The sequence below is a fragment of the Paenibacillus ottowii genome, assembly GCF_050516475.1.
In the GTDB taxonomy this organism is placed as follows: Bacteria; Bacillota; Bacilli; order Paenibacillales; family Paenibacillaceae; genus Paenibacillus; species Paenibacillus ottowii.
Map to the genome: position 1 here is coordinate 1,690,501 of NZ_CP191577.1, position 17,252 is coordinate 1,707,752.

Sequence of the window (17,252 nt, forward strand, 5' to 3'; positions counted from 1 at the left end):
CCGATAATGTATATAACAAAAACAAGGAGATTTTTTATGAAAAGCAGATTAGATTCCCATTTATTACTTAGAAAGATAATTTATGATACTTGCTTCAAAGAACTTTCAACAGGAAAGATTTTAATGGATAAAATATCAACAACGTTCGCAAAGGTTGCCGCTATAGCAATAATAATTGCAGTTATTTTTGAAACTTTATTTTTTGTCATTTATTCAAGCAATTTAAAATCTTATTCTTTTTGGTTTCTAATAGGGGCTTTATTTTCTTTGATCATATCCATTATCTTCATGATTAAATCTGTTACAGCTTCACGTAACTACATTAAAACAAAGTACCCTTTATATATAAAACATATGGAGTACAAAAAATTAAGCTATGAAATTTCGGTTCTAAAAGCAATAAGAATTAACAAACTCTCTTCTAAGAACTGGTTGCCGATATCTTTCTTTGCAGTTTTTAGTTTACCTATTTGGAATGCTATTATTAATAGGATTATCCCAAATATATTAAAACAAAAAGATTTAGGACTTATCATTATATTTTTTGTAGCTTTACTATTATTCTTAGTTCTGATATTTGCACTAAGAACACTATTAACATCTATTCTTTTTAAAAAAGCAGAGGAATATCGTCAACTAAATGAGTTACTGAAGATAATTAAAGAATCTATAAATTAAACTGTCCTTCCCAACTCCTCTATCCATAGTTGTGTAAAAAAGTGTTCCTGAAAAAGGAATCTCTCTTCTTTGAAAAAAGCTACTCTACTCCTCCAAAGTAGAAACGTATAACAGCGTAAACATGGGTTAGAAACTATGGATAGACTCAACAAATGCTATTGAGTTGGAAAAAGAGGAAGGAGCCCCTATGATGCAATACTTGTTTTAGGGAGAAAACAAAAGATAATAGTTTGACCATCATAGTATAATGACAGTCAACAACAAAAAGAGGGGTTCCCCCACTCTCTACTATTTACACCGATACACCTCTAATAATTCTCCGCACTAACAAACAACACTGTCGATTACACATGCCTAGTGTATGTTAATAATATATATTCCCGCACTCAACCCTAAAGCACTTTTCTGAATGCAGGAACATATTCAAATTGCTCTTAAACCCTCGTGTATTAATGCTTTTCATCTCGACATATTACGACCACGCACTCCACATGTGTTGAGTTAATATTAATGACAAATCAAAAAGATGTGATTACAAAATTTTCCCATATAAAAACTAATAGGAGCCTTGACCAAGGCTCCCTTCTACTGAGATAGATACTTCCCCCTAGTGCAAGTACACTTGGAGCATCTGCTATTAATCATAGGCTTTATGATTTGATTATTGCAATAATTCTATGCAAAGCATTATAGGAGTTCAGTTTAGTTTACATCCTCTAGAAAATTCCTACACTTAGCAAAAACACTCAGGTACATCATTAGATCCCTTTTGAGACTTATTTTCCTCACCTTCTTCGTAGGATATCAGAGCGTTAACTCCGTGGCTGAGAATGGCACCGGCTCGTGTTGATGCTGCCACAAGAAGGGCTTCCATTATTTCTTCCATGGTACCTCCCAGAGCCTTATATTTTTTCACATGAACATCGATGCAATAGGGACATCCCGTTACGTGGGCTACTGTTACGGCAATTAATTCCTTTGTCTTTTGGGGTAATGTATTTGCTGTTTGATAAACTTGATGCTCGAAATGAAAATAAGAAGCGGCCGTCTCGGGACTTAATTTGATTAATTCCGGAATCCGTTGTAGATTAGTTGGGGATAGGTATGATTTCATATCATTTACCTCCTTTTCAATATGATTTGGTAGAGCATGTACGGACGCCAAGAATCCGATAGACGAAGCAGGTACCTAGCAGACTAGTCAGTATAAATGGAATACCTATTAGTCCTACGTATTTCCATGTACTTTCGACAAATACAAGCATTGATACCAGAACAATCCCAATTATGAATCGTATAGTTCGATCCAAATATCCGACGTTTTTCATGTTTTCATCCCTCCTGTGGTCATTTTAAGGGATAAAAACGCTTTGCTTCTGTGACATAATCACTTTACTTGAGCCAACTGTTCAAGCTCGAAGCGCTGAAGCAAATAAATTTTACCTCGTCCCAATTGAATCCATCCAAGCCTCTCAAATTCCTTCAGTACCCTGCTTACTACTTCCCTTGCTGTGCCTAATTCCAAAGACAATGCCTCATGGGTAGCATACAGGGGTGCTTCTGAATTGGTATTGGTATTCGTTTTCCGTAGTAACAGTTCCGCCACTCTGCGGTCCATAGGAAGGAACGTAATATCTTCAATAAGACTAGTAACCGAAATCATTCTTTTAATGAACAGACGGTAAATGAATTGGTTTAGCTCTTTATATGTATCCATCCAGTGTTTAAACAAGGCGACGGGAAGTACGAGCAATTCCGTTTCTTCTTCCGTTTCCGCTAACGCTTCGTACCCTGTTTCACCTAGAATGCTGGCCATCATAATGACGCAAACTTCGCCACTTTTCACCCGATACAGTGTCAATTCTCTCCCAGACGGGCTTATTTTGTAGATGCGCACACTCCCCCGTAACACGAAAGAGGCATGTTCGAAAATGTGTCCCTCCTCCAGAACCGGTTGGGCGGAAAGACTTATGATGGAAGCCCCTGTATTTTGCCACTTTTCGAGAGGAACTACGGAGAAGCAGGGGAATTTGGATACAATGTTAGCGAACTTCTCAGGATCCATGCAAAGCAAAACCTCCTAATAGTTTGTTTTTAAACATATGCAAAAACGATAGATTCCATTTTTTTAAAAAAACCCTTCCGTCTTTGCAGAAAGGGACTAGGCATCGATGCTTCTTGTTAAACATCTCACCTTACTCGTTTCAGCAAAGCAACCGACTTCACATGTATGGATTGACAACAAGGATGTGGCAATTACAACAATACAGGATTAGCAGATGTTTTTCCATTTTCAACCTCTGTTTAGTGACCATCATCACATTCCAGCCTATAAGCTAAGGTTAAAATATACAGAACTAGCGTATCCTTTATTTTCATCCATTCCTTTTCGCTCAATTTTCATCGTTTTCAAGTATAAACAACTTTCCATAATGAACTTTTCGTATTCTCTTCTTTAGTGCTAAAGCCGTACTCTTCATAACAATTTTTTCAACCAAAACATTATTATTTTGAGAATAAAGAATTGGAATAAAAACAGGGGAAAACTTGAGGTTGTTGTTTTTCCCGTTTTCCTCAATCGTTTACCCTGTCAGTGTCAGATGTTTATTTTGAATTTCAAAAGTTTATTGCTTGGCTACACCTTAATTTCATCAACACCACGCACTCCACATGTGTCGAGAGGATGGAACGGATATACTCCCTCTTACTTCCCATTTATATGCTTTTTTCTACCCTACACTTCCTTCCCATATTTCCTACTTCCAGTATTACACATTGAAAATCCCCCAATGAATGGGTCATTCTGTAAACTAAATCCCCCTTTTAACCGATAAATACATATGCTGGATTTATAATCCCACTTTTTTAATACAACTACACAAGGAGACACCTATGGAAAATATCGTGACGTACGGTCATATCGAGATCATGCCTTATGAGTTCGTCCGTCTTCATGAACTTAAAATCTTAAAAACAGTCAATGACCATGCTCGAATGATCTGTACAGGCATCATTTCGGAGAAAAAGCGAGAGCTGTACGTACGTGCTTCAGATGAAGAAACCCAGGTCAAAGCTTTTGTTACAGACAAAAATGGCAATCGACAACCCCTTTTTCGAGGCATTGCCTTAGATGTCGAGGAGAAGGTCGTTCATGGTGTTCATTATTTGACCTTTGAAGCCATATCTCATACCTATGAACTGGATATCAAACGGAATAAACGTTCCTTTCAAAATCCCAAGCTCACCTATACGGAGCTGATCGAAAGTATTGTATCTAGCTACCCCAAAGCAGAAGCCATGGATGTTGTGTCCCACCAGAAATCCATTGGCACCTTTATCATGCAATATGATGAAACCGATTGGCAATTTCTGAAACGGATGGCTTCCCACTTCTACTCCCCACTCATTCCTGCGGTGGGCTATGGAGTGCCGAAGTTTTATTTCGGGTTGCCTATGGGGCTCAGCAAAGGAGAAATTAAATCTACGAATTATAAAGTAACCAAACGAGTAGCTGATTTCCAAACCGCCTCGGAGAACCATATCCCTGGCGTGCGTAACGCGGATTTTATCCAGTATGAAGTCGAAACAGAGAAGCTGCTGGAGCCTGGTTATGAGGTGACTTTTAAAGGCCATCATTTGCTAGTCGCTGAGGTACTGACGGAGATGAAAGACGGAGTACTGACCCATACCGCCAAGCTGTCACCACGGAGCGGCTTACGTCCGATTAAAGACTACAATCGCTCTATTATCGGCGCTTCCATTCAAGGCAAGGTACTGAGCGTTCGTCGGGACAAAGTACGCGCCCATCTCGATATGGACGATCAGCAAGATCCAAACACAGATTACTGGTTTCCCTACTCTACTATTTATGCCTCTGCGGATAACACGGGTTGGTATTGCATGCCTGAAGATGGGGACAGCATTCGTATCTATTTCCCCAGTTATAAGGAAGAAGAGGGATACGCGATCAGCTCAGTTAAGAGAGAACCTCAGCCTTCTGGGGGAAAGGCTTCTTTTACTTCTGGTCACGGCACAGCCTCTGTTTCGTCTGCCGGATCAAATTCTTCTTCGGCCTTGTCTGCAGCAGCTCCTGCGCCAGATCGAATGGCAGATCCTGCCATTAAGACGCTGCGAACCAAATACGGCAAAGAAATCATGCTCGCCCCCGATCAAATCGTTATTTCCGGCAATGGCATGTCCATTGTCATTAACGATAAAACGGGCATTGATATTGTAAGCGGAAAAAATGTGAGCATTAGTGCAGCTTCGGATATTGTTATGAGTTCCGGTAACATCCAGCTTTCTGCCGGAAAAATTGAGCTGTCTGGTAAAGGCAATACAATCACATTGGATGACAAAACCACCTTCTCTGGTACGGAAATTAAGATGAACTAATGGAAGGTGAGAATTAGTAGATGGATAAACAAGCAGCGTTACACCATTTTAAAGAGCATCATTTTACACCTTTGCTGGACATTCAGTTGGACAGGCTGGAAGCCATATTTCGTCGCTACCAAGCTCAACTGATCTCCGATTTCAAAGAATCGTTCAGGGATTTGTGTAAGCACATTCTGAGCATGCAGCAGCAAGGTCAAAAAGAACCTATTGGATATATTCACTACTCCTTCTTGCGCACTCAGATGTTGGAGCAATCCTACCTGTATATGGTCGAAGCTTATTCTGCTGAATGGTATGAAGATGATTCCGATTGCAAGTTAACCTATGACGCATCATGGGCTTATGGACCGATGAGTACGATGTTGGAGACCTTGGAGCAGGAACGAAAAATGTATATCGGAACGATTACCTCAGTGGACGTTGAACGACTGATATTGGAATCCGCTCCTTTATTCCACCAGTTTGTGAGCTCCCTCCTGCGCTTAAGCATGGCAGAAGTGGCTCAAATGCCTGAGTATCTCGCCATTCATAAAGCGAATCGTGTAGCCATCCGAACAGGCGAGTACAAAGATATCAGCGAGAATCAATATGTTGAAGATCAGGAAGCACTTCTTGCAGATCATGTGAGAGAGCAATTGATACATTCCAGTGAAGAAGAACCTTATGTTTATGAAAACCTGAAGCAGCTCTCTCTTTCCCACCTTCAGCTGATGCAAAAGGATTTGCGTTATAACGATTTCAGCCACAGTGACTTACGGGAAAGCCAGTTTCATACCTGCATATTGATCGGAAGTAGCTGGCAACGAGCGAATCTCGAAGGAGGCAGCTTTCAGAGGTGTCTGCTGACGGATGCGGATTTTAGATATAGCAATCTAGAGGGTGTTCATTTCCGCGGTGCCAGCGGACAGCCGTATCGGGAACATGGCGTTCGGGTGCCAGGGCTATGTGGCCTTCATTTTGAACACGCCATCCTGGATGGAGCTGATTTTACAGATGTGTATTCGTTTGAACATACGTATTTTGAGGGGGCTTCAATGCAAGGGACCCTTGTCCCACGAAAGTACCAACAGCATTGGAAATTAAGCGAAGCACAGCGTCAATCGATCGTGTGGACAGAGTAAGGAGGAATGTGTATGCGCCATTATTATGTGCTGGTCGATGATCATCGTATTTCTCGAAATGTTAAACCGATGAATTTAGATCTTTTTAAAACGCCATTTGTTGGCATGCCTCCGGCTCAGGTTGTAGATGTTCATGCGACAGAAGATGCCGAGTATACGGACTGGCTACCATTTTCAACCTCACAACCACTATTTTCCGATTCTATGAAACGGATTCTAGAACTATACAATACACAAGCTCGGTTTAAGCAGGTGTATATCGTGAACCGGGAACCTAGCCGTCAGGAATTATATTGGATTTGTTCCGTTCCCTCTGTGGATGGCATTTCAGAGCAGACTGAATTTTATGCGCACGACCAAACTCTAAAACGACTTGTCCTAGATAGCCATAAGGTGAATGGACACCATTTTTTCCGATTGTCCAACGTGAGGGAACCTTATTTCATCGTTAGCTTAGAGGCTGCTGAAAGCTTGCTTCGGCGCAGTTTGAGTGGTTTTCGGCTACAGAAGCTAGAACTTGTATAAGGAGGTTCAATCTTGACGGAGCATTGGGATGAATTTTTTTTAAAACTGCATCATCAGCAAATATTGAAAGAGCAATTAAGTACAGCGGAAAACGATGAAAGCTGGATGATGATATCTATTGAAGAAGCGATAGAGGGAATTTTAAAAGGCTCACTAACGCTGACGAATGAACAGGAAATTCGGTTTCAAACCCTTCCTGTCTTTGAAAATCAAGTCACCATTTCCCTGCCTGACTCTCTTGCTCCAGAAGTTCGAACTGGACAGACGGTAGATCCATCGAGAAGCTTCGTCGTTCAGGACAAGCTGGGCGGAATCCTGTTCGGTCTGCACCAAAGCGGGCAAGAACTGGACCCTACGCAAATAGAAGTCTATCAACAACAGATGATTGAGCAAACCAGTCGCGCACAACCAAGTATGAAGCTTGTAGATGAAAAGATTCTTTCTATTCAAGATACCATCATTGGCTGCTATGAAGCTATTTTTCTAGTTTCCCCCTCTCCCTATTATCAGATTGTCTTTGTGCGTTCCTGGCGTGGCAAGGCTATGATCGGGAGTTGCCAATTTAAGCTGGAGGATGCTCCACTCTGGGTACCATTAACCTATGCCATGCTGCACACTGCGACATGGTCGGAGCTTTCTTGAATCTATACCTTTTATCCAAGGAGGTACTTATATGTTTTTACCTATACTTATTAAAGCTTTGGCCCAAGGTGCACTCAGCGGAGAACATTCCTATGTGGTGAGAGGAGCCAAGCTACAGTGCAGTCAAGGTACAGACCCTGGTGTGCTTAATATGATGTACAGCCATGGTGTCTTCATTAAAGATAAACCCGTTCTGAACGTGGACGATGCCATTTGTGGAGCCAATATTAGCAAAATAAATGCTTTTGGTCTGTGTAAATTGAAGCATGGTCTTCCTTGCGAACCTGAGATTGCGTTTGGGTCCAAGTGGACCGGTGGGAAAGAAGACGTATTGATCGAGGGGGCACCCGCCCTACTCAACAATTCGACGTTAATGTGTAGCTGTCAAGATGTTCTGACTAATACGTTCAATTTCATGATAGACCCCAGTGATGATGGTACCCTCTATTCTGCGATCGGACCTAGTGGTGGGGGCATCATCTCGATCATCGATGACGGGCAAGACAGTTGATTTTATCAAGCAAGGAGATTCAGGAATGAACATCGTAGCGAAAGACCGCTTTACCTATCAGCATCTACATGTTACCTGGCCCTATGGCAAGCTGCGTCTTCGTAATGTCCATATGAGTCACGAGCTCGGAGAACATGCCAGACTGAGGATCACAGGCGTCTTGGAAGGCAACCAGGCAGACACGATCATTACCAAAGCGAGCAGCGACGACGAAGTTGAGCTATGGTATTCCGATGCCAAAGATCAGAAACATCCCTTATTCATGGGGCAACTATACTGCGTAGATGTGGAGCACACGCACCAGGAAATCATGGTAACTCTCGACGTCATTTCTCATACTTTCAAACTGGATACGCAGCTCAAAAACCGTTCCTTTCAACACATCAATCAAAAATATGTGGAGATTGTAGATGCAGTGCTGGCTGATTATAGAGGCTCGGATAAGATTGATGAAGCTTTTGAGAAAAAAGCGACAGGCCAGTTTATCATGCAGTATCAGGAGACGGATTGGACTTTTTTAAAGCGGCTGGCTTCGCATGTTGGAGCCTTACTCGTTCCTAATATCGTTTCACACCATGCGCAAATTTGGATCGGTATTCCACAGGGCAGGCAGCATATTCAATTGAAAGAGGTTCCTTTTACATTGCAGCGCAAGATTGCTCCCTACCTGGATCAGGATGCAAACGGCTGGAAATCGGCCACTATTGGAGATTACACCCGGTATACTTTTGAATGGGATCAAATGCTGCAACTGGGAGATGAAGTCGAGCGCAATCACGAAACCTATGTCATTACTAAACGTGAAGGCCAATTGATTGGTGGCTTGATGACTTGGTCGTATGAATGCGCGTTTCCGCAAGGCTTAAAGGTCCCTAAAATCTATAATCGAACGATTATCGGTGCATCCATTGAAGGAAAAATATTGGAGGTCAGCCGAAATCAGGTTCGACTACATTTGGATATGGATGATCAGCAAAATCCCAAGGATGCTCAGTGGTTTCCCTACTCTGCTGAAGGCAATCAGGTGTGGTATCTTATGCCGGAAAAAGGGGCTCAGGTCAAGCTGTATTTTCCCAGTGCAGACGAAGACGATGCGATGGTCATACAATCGGTACGAACGAAACCATCTAGCGTTGCTGTCCCTCCATCTCACGCATCTCAAGGTGCCGTGGTCGAATCACCAGCAGAACGCCATCAGCGTAAAACAGCTGATCCCGGAGTCAAATCCTTTGCAAATCCGCAGGGAAAAGAAATTTCCTTAGGGAACTCCGAACTGTCGATGAGTGCACAGGAAGGATCGCTGTACATCTCCATGAATACCCAACATGGTGTCAGCCTGAACAGCACCCAACGTATACAAATTCAAGCCACTGGCAGTCTGAGTCTGTCGGCTGGGAGCATACAGCTTCGAGGAACCAATGGCTTGCACCTGAATACAACCACCGATACGCTGGATTTGGAGCAGGAAGTCAACAGCGTGAGCGATGAAATCCAGCTTAAAGCTTCCCTCCATCAATACTACCCTGAGCCACTTTTGTCTAACTTTGAGAAGCAAGTCGCTGAAAAGGGAATCCAAAGTGTACTGGGAGCACGCGTGACGGAAAATGTAGGCGCCACGCTAAAGGGAGAATGGGATGCGGGTTTGGATTTTGTAAAAGGAATGTGGGACTCGTTTGTCGATATAGCGGATATTGTAGCAACTCCTCCTATTTTACGTTTTACCTTGCCAGAAGGCACCTTGAGACGTAATGAAACTTTAGAAGGCTTGAAGCGTGCTGGAGAATATGCAGTTGAAGCAACTTTTTATAAATCCCCTGCAGAGCGATGGGATGATCTTAAAACAGGAGCCTATAGCGTAGTAGAGCCTTTTGTGAAGAAATGGGACAATTTTATTCCCAACCCGTTGACCGATTCCAAACAGGAAAGCTACGATGCGGGATATGACAGTGTGAAAGCCGTGGAGCGTGCCGTAGATTTATATACACTTATCAAAGGAGGAGCTAAACTCACTAAAAGTTTAGGAACGTTCGGTAAAGAAGAAGCTTCCTTATCTAAGGGACTCAAGGGTATGGAAGAAAAGAATGGTGGAAAAGGTGGTATGCCGGGATTATTCGGAGATACAGCAAAAGCTGAATCTGCCCTTGCCAAGGCTGGAGATGGAAAATTCAAAACGAATGCCATTCGTTTCCCTAATAATTTTGAATCCTTAGGTAGTTACTTGCAAAGTGTTGCCCGAAAGATGAACATCCGTATAACTAGAAGATCACCGATATTGGGAACTAATGCAGGGCACTATCTATTCCATGATCTTGATCCTGATGTCCCACATTCTAGAGGTTCGGGCGCGAAAGTTTCCCCTGAGAGACAAAAACAAATTGATGCGTTAGAATCAGGAGAGTACACGGGTAAGAGTACTAAGGGGACTGGTAATGCTTCTAAAGCTATTGAAAATAGAACAGCTAATCTTGAAAACATAAAAGAATTCGCCAAAGGTAATAAAAAATTTGAAAATGTACTTGATGATTATGCATTAATTTATGGAGATATAGTAAAATCAAATAAACCATGGTCATGGCAAGATGACTTTGTTGGTAAATTATCCTCAAACCAAAGAAAGATGATAAAAGAGCGGGCTTTAGAATTACATCATGATATTCCTAAGGTTGAAGTGAAGAAAAAAGACGGATTGAAATTTGGATATGCAGACTTTAAAGGAGCAGGTGTGGTACTACATGAAGATGTTCTTCCGAAGGAACTATGGAAAGCAACAGATGATGTACAATTTAAGTGGTTGAATGATAGATTGCCAAATAAAGTACAACCACAAGGAACAACTTGGCACCATAATGAAGAAAGTGGAATAATGCAACTTGTACCATTTGGTATTCATAATATTACTAAGCATAATGGGGGAAGAACTAAAGGACACTGGGCAGACGCTCCAAGACATTAATTTGAGAGGTGAAATACTTTGAAAACACAGAATGAAAGTATAATTTTCCCTCTTCCAGATAGCAATTTAATTATGCGTGTGGAAGAGAATTTCGAAATTAAGTTTCCTAATGATTTTATAAATTTTATATCAAAAAACAATGGTGCTATTCCAATAACCAGATTCTTTGAATATAAATCTAATAGGTATGTAGTTGATCGTTTTCTTTGTTTATTGGACAATCCCGGCGAGCATGACAAAGGGATGTATGACATCAAGGTTGTTTTCAGTCAGTTAGATGAAAGAATACTTTCTGATGGAGACATAACAGGTGCAGAATTAGTGCCATTTGCAGCCCTATTTGCAGGTGATTTCGTCTGTCTAGATTTTAGCGAAAGTAAAACCGACCCAGTAATTTGTATTTGGTACAATGAGGAGTCAGACGAATATGATCCAGTTACAGAAAAAATCGCTGATAATGTAAATAGTTTTCTTGATATGTTAGAAGAATAATTGGAATGGACATGAATAAAATCATCATTCGAGTCTATTAATAATTTAGTGTAAATTTGACCTTTTTAAGCTAAAAACAATGACTTGCCATCCCTCCCCATCAGAGTTAACATACACACACTCAAACCACGGGAGGGGAAATACCCTATGTCAAATTGGCCAGATTGGTTTCTCGAAGCATTACGCCAGCGATTTTATCAATTAGAACTTGCCAGTGAACAACAGGCTTCTTTTTCATCAGAAGATGAGCCTCTGTTCACTCAAATGGATCAATTCAAAATGAACCAAAACGAGGATATCCAATGTCTATTATCTGAATGGGAAGAAGCCATAGGCTATCGGCTAAGTCAGGATAAACAATCCATCTATATGGAAGGAGTAAAAGACGGGATTCGATTGATTCTTCCCGTCATGCAGTCGACAGTTATTCGTTAGCCCATTGATCGTTTTAGCCTATGATTCTATTAGTCCAATATTTCATCTATGCTCATTCCACTTTTCAAGGTAAAAACAAAATGCGCTGGTGAGAGAATCGTGATCTTCTCCACCAACGCATTAAATAGGTTATCATCAAATTGCTTCAGTATATCTTGTCGCGAGCTTAAAAGTTGAATAATTTCATCGATTTGTTCCTTGATTTTTTCCTTCTGATCCTCTTCCTCCTCTAATTTCAGCATCTGTTGCCGTAGCTCGTTGAGTTCACTGGAAAGTCTGTTCGTCTCTTCATCATAAACCGTCTCATCCATCTGATTTCGCAGCTTGAGATTCACTAATTCCTTCAAGTCGGATTTCAATTGTTGCATCTTTCCTTCAATGTCCAATAGCTGTTCTTGCCCTGGTTTGCTGGAAAGTACCGATATAATATTGGCTTTCAGAGTCTTCATGAATCTTTCCTTGTTCTCATACATCCGGTTGAACAATCGTACAAACGCGGAATGTACAACTTGTTCATCGACTGCTTTAGCAGCACATGCTGCTTTACCTTCATTGACATTGGTTCGACATTGCCATACGACCTTCTTGGATGGGTTATTGCTGTTCCAGGTTCGGCGTTTAAAAATGACCCCACAGCATCCACAATATACTTTACTGCTCAGTGCGTATTTATTCGAGTATCTTTTGCTCTCCCCCATCACACTCCCTTTCAGCTTGGCTCTCCGTTTCTTCTCCTTTTGCACCGCTTCAAATATTTCCTTGGATACAATCGGTTCGTGGTTATCCTCTATAAAATATTGCTGCTCTTGTCCTTTATTCTTGATCCGTTTATGGGTTAGAAAGTCAACAGTTACCGTCTTTTGCTGAAGCAAGGCTCCGTAATATTTCTCATTCGTCAAGATTAATGTAATGGAGGAATCCCACCATCTACTGCCTCCCGCAGCCGTTTTGATGTGATCTCGCATCAATCCTCTAGCAATCGCCTGATAGCTTTTGCCATCCAAATACTCCTCGTATATACGCCGCACAATCTCGGCTTCCTTCTCATTAATGACCAGTTCACCATGTTCATCCTTATCATAGCCAAGGAAGCGAGTCGTATTGCAGAAGACCTTGCCGTTTTGGAAGCCTCGTAATATGCCCCATCGACTGTTTTCAGAAATGTTTCGACTCTCGTCTTGGGCAAGGGAACTCAGGATGGTCAGCAATACTTCACCTGTGGTATCCAGTGTATTAATATTCTCCCGTTCAAAGAATACAGCCACTCCAAGACTTTTAAGTTCCCGTACATATTTCAATAAATCCAGTGTATTCCTAGCAAATCTCGAAATCGACTTGACCAGTATAAGATCCAGTTTACCGTTTCGGGCATCCTTTATCATGCGATTAAAGTGCGTTCTATTTTTAGTGCTGGTTCCGGTGATGCCTTCATCTGCGAAAATATCCGCCATTTCCCATTCCAAGTTGTTTTGAATGTATTGAGTATAGTGATTCACCTGATTGGTATAGCTCTCCTTTTGCTCCTCGGAATCGGTACTAACTCGGCAATAGGCGGCGACTTTCTTCTTTTGAATAGATTGGATTCCCTCTACGATGTCCATCGTTTTAATGGGAACGATCACGACTTTTTTTGCGGTTGCGGCTTGTGCCATAGACGTTTCTCCCTTCGATATCTTCTTATACGGTCACATGTTATAATGCTTGCGGTACATCATCAAGTCCATTTCTGCCCATGTGATAGCTATTTGAAAGACTTTTTATTCAGCTCATCAATTTCTCTAAACTCTTCTTCTGTAATTACGTTTTGGGCTTTCAATTGTTTTAACAGGCTTAGACTCAGTAGATAATCAATAGATTTTCGTTGCATATGTATGTGCTCCTTTAAAATGGAAATGGCTCACCTCTAAGGCAAGCTGATAGCTATAAAACTTAGAATAAATTCTTAAGGCTAATGGTCTTTTCTATCATAATGCTAGGATCGCTTACTAAGGTGGCATCCAGTATAAGAGCTTTATTGTTCACTCCACTACTGCTTCCTGCTTTTATGGTTACACTATTTCCTGTGCTGGCTGTTATGCTCCCCATGATAGGAGTTGAATCATCTTGATTCCGTAAGCTCCACTCTACCGACTGGTCAAACACTTCTGTTCCATGATCATAGATATGACTGACGTATGAGGCACTTTGTCCTGTTTTGAGAATGGGATTACCAGTAATGGCTATCGAATAGATATGCGTTCCCGTTTCGACGACTCTGATTTCAATGGTACTCAGCACCGTCGGATGATACGTTAGTTTCGCAGTAATACTTGCTTGTCCCAAAACGATGCCCATAACCTGTCCATCCTGGTCTACGCTAATTACACTTGGATCACTGGATGTATAGGTAATCGCTGGATTAGCCAACTCATCCCCATTATCCGTAGCGGTCACATTCAAAGGCATCGTTTCGTTTAGTCGCACATGAGCTATCGTTCCCTGGTGTATATGTAATGCGTATGTATGAGCAATCTCGTACTTCCATCTATCTACAATGTTATTTTCCACGTCATCATAAGCTGTATTTATGTTATCCAATGTGCAGCTTAACTGGATGATGCCATTTAGGATACGATCCATTCCAACTATTTTAAACGGCTGATGAGTGATGTAGAATCGTTGGTTCAATGCGATGTTTCGCGTGTCTGCATTGTCCTGTAGACTAGCCAGGATGTTGCCCTCTGGCATGGAGATAACTTTACCTGTTTCCGTTGAAAACGTTCTGGCTTCTACCACAGCATCAAACCATTTCACCTGTCCATTCCAGTTTATAGCTAGTCGTTGATTACACTTTTTCATCCTGCCCCGACACGACTGTTCATTTTGATCCACCTGACTGGTGATCAGATAACGTTCATAGCGATAATCCACGATATCTCCTGTATGTAAGGGTGTTGCTGCACGAATAATTTTTTCATCGGTCATTTGAATGGTATTTGTCGCATCCTGAATTAGAGCAAGCTGTCGCATACCATTGATATGTACAAGCTCTCCCTTCTCTCGTAGAAAGAAATCCAGCATGGGTTCTAAGCTCCGTGTCACTCCTTCACCTCCATTGCAAAATCCTGCTTACAGCGATACAGATACAACTCCATATAATCGCTCCATTCTTTCTTATCCAAAATAATAAAAATATCCTTGCCAATTCGAACATAGCCGTTTAATTGCAATAAGGATTCCAATGGACAGAAAGCTCGATATGTCGTCTCTAGTATGTAACCATCTTCAAATGAAAAACTTTTGCGATAAGGTTGTACATCTGCCATTACTGACAGAACAGAGTTGAAATGAGTAACATCTAAAATTTCCAGCTTCGTATCATAGAACATTAATCTGTTCCGACCTTGATTTTAGGTAGAGGAAGAGCCAATCGAATACTTGTCGGAATGCTTGTTTCATAGTTAGCTGATCGCTCTCCCTCCTGTTTATTTATAAGTCCAACCGAATCCCTATTCTTATAAAGAAACACCGCATAATCGACCATGACATGATCATATTCCACAGGCAGTGTCGCCACATTACAATAGCCATAAATGTTACTCCTCGCTTTATTCAAATAATGGATCAGGATATCATCCTTGGATATGTCTATTGGTTCCATGCCTAATAATCGTTTCATCAAATCCATTAGCTCACTCATGTGCTGTCTCCTGTACCTCCTTTACCTGTTCCTTCTCGGTACGCTTCATGCTCTTGGTAGCTTGAGCTTTCGTTTGGGGTACATCTTGCTCCGTCTCATCTGGTTGAGATCCCTCCACTTGCTCATAATGCCCACTAGCCTGTAACCGCAGCATTAACTCCTGATCTGTGACTTCCCATGTGCAGCCTGTCTCTTGATTCAAAAACCACATCTTATCACCCTCCAAAAATGAAATTAAGGGCATCCAAAACGGATACCCCGAACGTGTTTCTTCTATTATAATGTGTTTGCATATCATCCACTTTCAATTAGGACTTATTGGCAGTGAGCACAGCAAGAGCCTCCGGCTTGATACATTTAGCACCGAATACCTGTAGACCTTTCACTGCATCTGAAAATTGTTTCTCTGGTCTGAATGCTTCCACCGAATCCACTTGCCCGGCAAACGAAATCGTACTCTTATGACCTGCGATGATTTTATACTTGGCTCCTGCGGTATTTGGCACATTGTTGGATTTATAGACCGTCATGCCATCAATATCTCCGACATAGCCTGTGCGTATAACATTCGGGTCTTTGGTGAAACGAGCATCTTTCAATAGCAAGCCATAGTACCATGCAGGAACCACCACAAAACGTTCGCTTTCTGGTACATTGTTCTCATCCAGCAATACACCCAAATCAATCAGCAAATCATAGGCTGTATCTTTTGTAGGGGTTATCGGCGTTGCATCGTTACCCATCGTATTCTCAGCTTTAACCTCTGTGTAGAATCCAGCAAGATACTGATCCACTACATTGGCAAGTCCATAAGAGGCTTCTACGATTCCACCATCAAGTAAATTTACATTCGCTTGAGCAGCATCGACATCATCCACCTGAAAATTGAAATATTTAGCCTGATCGATCACCAACGTTTTTTGCATAGCATCCAGTTCCTGTGGGTTACCGATTCCAGCTACTTTGTCATAGTTGCCAATCGTCACCGCCCCAATTGAATTAATTTTCACGGTGGAGCCTTGGCCTTGAATCTCACCTTCATAATCGGTGTTGACCACATTACCGTACACCAAATTCTTTTTCAGACTTTCATTTAAACGTGCGCTCCAAATCGTAGGAATAAAATTTTGTACTGACATATCTAATCACCCTGTCCTTTTCTATTTGGATTATTGTTTGTTTTGTAATGCTTGTTTGACCTGATCCCAATGCTGATTGATCTCGTTTGGCGACATGCCTTTAATCGCATCCAATGTAAATGTGCTACTCGTTGAACTAGCTGGGGGGGTATATCCATCCCCTTTGAGCCGTAGCTCGACTTGCTGTTGTATAGCCTGTTGCAGCGATTGTTCCAACATGACCAAATTCGCTGTCGTCGCTTCTTCATCTGCACCAATAAAGAAATCCACTAACGGAAGTGGAAGTTTCTTTTCGGATGCAATTTTAATTGCTTGACTGGTTAACCGTTCACGTTGCTTCTCTAGCTTCATATGCTCCACTTCGGCTCGTAGCTTCTCGACTTCGATTTCTTTCTCATCCTTAGCCGGGAATCGCTTCTTAATCTCCGCATTCAATAGATTCTCTAGATGATTCGCTTTCCACGTTTCCAAGGATTTAGCTGATCGTTTATCCACTGTGCTATCGAACCAACTTTTTGCTTGCTGATTAGATTGGATATATTGCTCTATCCCTTCTACACTATACGGATTCAAACCCTGAAGATACGTTTGCCATTCCTCATTCGTTTGGTTTTCCTCAATCAACTGCTTCACTTGTTCTAATTTCATTCTCGTTAATCTCCTTTATTGCCCATCCGAC

At 41.6% G+C, this 17,252-nt stretch carries 20 protein-coding genes; 9 read left to right on the forward strand and 11 right to left on the reverse strand.

Annotated features, from left to right (window positions below; translation table 11 throughout):
• The first annotated feature begins 36 nt into the window (after nt 1-36).
• Nucleotides 37-678, forward strand: a complete 642-nt coding sequence (locus ACQQ6X_RS07955) for a hypothetical protein (RefSeq protein ID WP_430493556.1) — start codon at nt 37-39, stop codon at nt 676-678.
• A 733-nt stretch (nt 679-1,411) separates the two neighbouring features.
• Here the strand turns inward: ACQQ6X_RS07955 and ACQQ6X_RS07960 are convergent.
• From ACQQ6X_RS07960 to ACQQ6X_RS07970, 3 genes are read right to left on the reverse strand one after another with little or no spacing between them, the layout of a single operon-like run.
• A complete protein-coding gene (locus ACQQ6X_RS07960; RefSeq protein WP_063208301.1) occupies nt 1,412-1,792 on the reverse strand; it encodes a carboxymuconolactone decarboxylase family protein in 381 nt (126 codons plus the stop codon).
• A 16-nt stretch (nt 1,793-1,808) separates the two neighbouring features.
• On the reverse strand, nt 1,809-2,006 hold the full coding sequence (locus tag ACQQ6X_RS07965; protein ID WP_142613176.1) for a YgaP family membrane protein: 198 nt from the start codon (nt 2,004-2,006) through the stop codon (nt 1,809-1,811).
• A 59-nt stretch (nt 2,007-2,065) separates the two neighbouring features.
• Nucleotides 2,066-2,743, reverse strand: coding sequence for a Crp/Fnr family transcriptional regulator (locus tag ACQQ6X_RS07970; RefSeq protein ID WP_063208297.1), 678 nt, complete (start codon nt 2,741-2,743; stop codon nt 2,066-2,068).
• Nucleotides 2,744-3,570: 827 nt separating this feature from the next.
• On the opposite strand from ACQQ6X_RS07970, the gene ACQQ6X_RS07975 reads away from it, so the two are divergent.
• The 8 genes from ACQQ6X_RS07975 to ACQQ6X_RS08010 all read left to right on the forward strand — a co-directional run bounded on the left by ACQQ6X_RS07975 (nt 3,571) and on the right by ACQQ6X_RS08010 (nt 11,755).
• The gene (locus ACQQ6X_RS07975; RefSeq protein WP_305164902.1) at nt 3,571-5,073 is read left to right on the forward strand and encodes a hypothetical protein; all 1,503 of its coding nucleotides are present in this window, start codon (nt 3,571-3,573) and stop codon (nt 5,071-5,073) included.
• 20 nt (nt 5,074-5,093) lie between these two features.
• Nucleotides 5,094-6,197, forward strand: a complete 1,104-nt coding sequence (locus ACQQ6X_RS07980; protein ID WP_305164904.1) for a pentapeptide repeat-containing protein — start codon at nt 5,094-5,096, stop codon at nt 6,195-6,197.
• A gap of 12 nt (nt 6,198-6,209) precedes the next feature.
• Nucleotides 6,210-6,722 (forward strand): imm11 family protein, encoded by a 513-nt coding sequence (locus tag ACQQ6X_RS07985; protein ID WP_305164906.1) that lies wholly within the window; start codon nt 6,210-6,212, stop codon nt 6,720-6,722.
• A gap of 12 nt (nt 6,723-6,734) precedes the next feature.
• Nucleotides 6,735-7,364: a hypothetical protein gene (locus ACQQ6X_RS07990; RefSeq protein ID WP_305164907.1), complete on the forward strand. Its 630-nt coding sequence runs from the start codon at nt 6,735-6,737 to the stop codon at nt 7,362-7,364.
• Nucleotides 7,365-7,395: 31 nt separating this feature from the next.
• Nucleotides 7,396-7,875 carry a DUF4280 domain-containing protein gene (locus tag ACQQ6X_RS07995; protein ID WP_305164909.1) on the forward strand — a complete coding sequence of 160 codons (480 nt, stop codon included), beginning with the start codon at nt 7,396-7,398 and terminating at the stop codon, nt 7,873-7,875.
• A gap of 25 nt (nt 7,876-7,900) precedes the next feature.
• Entirely contained in the window at nt 7,901-10,828 is a 2,928-nt protein-coding gene (locus ACQQ6X_RS08000) for an HNH endonuclease (RefSeq protein ID WP_305164911.1), read from the forward strand.
• An 18-nt stretch (nt 10,829-10,846) separates the two neighbouring features.
• On the forward strand, nt 10,847-11,320 hold the full coding sequence (locus ACQQ6X_RS08005) for an SMI1/KNR4 family protein (protein WP_305164912.1): 474 nt from the start codon (nt 10,847-10,849) through the stop codon (nt 11,318-11,320).
• 147 nt (nt 11,321-11,467) lie between these two features.
• Nucleotides 11,468-11,755, forward strand: coding sequence for a hypothetical protein (locus ACQQ6X_RS08010; protein ID WP_208738404.1), 288 nt, complete (start codon nt 11,468-11,470; stop codon nt 11,753-11,755).
• A 29-nt stretch (nt 11,756-11,784) separates the two neighbouring features.
• Here the strand turns inward: ACQQ6X_RS08010 and ACQQ6X_RS08015 are convergent, their stop codons facing one another.
• The 8 genes from ACQQ6X_RS08015 to ACQQ6X_RS08050 form a co-directional block, all read right to left on the reverse strand.
• Nucleotides 11,785-13,407, reverse strand: a complete 1,623-nt coding sequence (locus tag ACQQ6X_RS08015; RefSeq protein WP_305164914.1) for a recombinase family protein — start codon at nt 13,405-13,407, stop codon at nt 11,785-11,787.
• Between the two features lie 89 nt (nt 13,408-13,496).
• Nucleotides 13,497-13,622 carry an SHOCT domain-containing protein gene (locus tag ACQQ6X_RS08020; protein WP_305164916.1) on the reverse strand — a complete coding sequence of 42 codons (126 nt, stop codon included), beginning with the start codon at nt 13,620-13,622 and terminating at the stop codon, nt 13,497-13,499.
• Nucleotides 13,623-13,684: 62 nt separating this feature from the next.
• Complete coding sequence (locus ACQQ6X_RS08025) at nt 13,685-14,836, reverse strand: Ig-like domain-containing protein (RefSeq protein WP_305164917.1); 1,152 nt, start codon at nt 14,834-14,836, stop codon at nt 13,685-13,687.
• Nucleotides 14,833-15,123, reverse strand: coding sequence for a hypothetical protein (locus ACQQ6X_RS08030; RefSeq protein WP_305164918.1), 291 nt, complete (start codon nt 15,121-15,123; stop codon nt 14,833-14,835). The genes ACQQ6X_RS08025 and ACQQ6X_RS08030 overlap by 4 nt, the downstream gene beginning before the upstream one ends.
• Nucleotides 15,123-15,434 carry a phage head-tail connector protein gene (locus ACQQ6X_RS08035; RefSeq protein WP_305164919.1) on the reverse strand — a complete coding sequence of 104 codons (312 nt, stop codon included), beginning with the start codon at nt 15,432-15,434 and terminating at the stop codon, nt 15,123-15,125. Before ACQQ6X_RS08035 ends, ACQQ6X_RS08030 begins: the two co-directional genes overlap by 1 nt.
• The gene (locus tag ACQQ6X_RS08040) at nt 15,427-15,645 is read right to left on the reverse strand and encodes a hypothetical protein (RefSeq protein ID WP_305164920.1); all 219 of its coding nucleotides are present in this window, start codon (nt 15,643-15,645) and stop codon (nt 15,427-15,429) included. Before ACQQ6X_RS08040 ends, ACQQ6X_RS08035 begins: the two co-directional genes overlap by 8 nt.
• A 97-nt stretch (nt 15,646-15,742) precedes the next feature.
• A complete protein-coding gene (locus tag ACQQ6X_RS08045) occupies nt 15,743-16,573 on the reverse strand; it encodes a P22 phage major capsid protein family protein (protein WP_305164921.1) in 831 nt (276 codons plus the stop codon).
• Nucleotides 16,574-16,603: 30 nt separating this feature from the next.
• Nucleotides 16,604-17,221 (reverse strand): DUF4355 domain-containing protein, encoded by a 618-nt coding sequence (locus tag ACQQ6X_RS08050; protein ID WP_305164922.1) that lies wholly within the window; start codon nt 17,219-17,221, stop codon nt 16,604-16,606.
• Nucleotides 17,222-17,252: the final 31 nt, after the last annotated feature.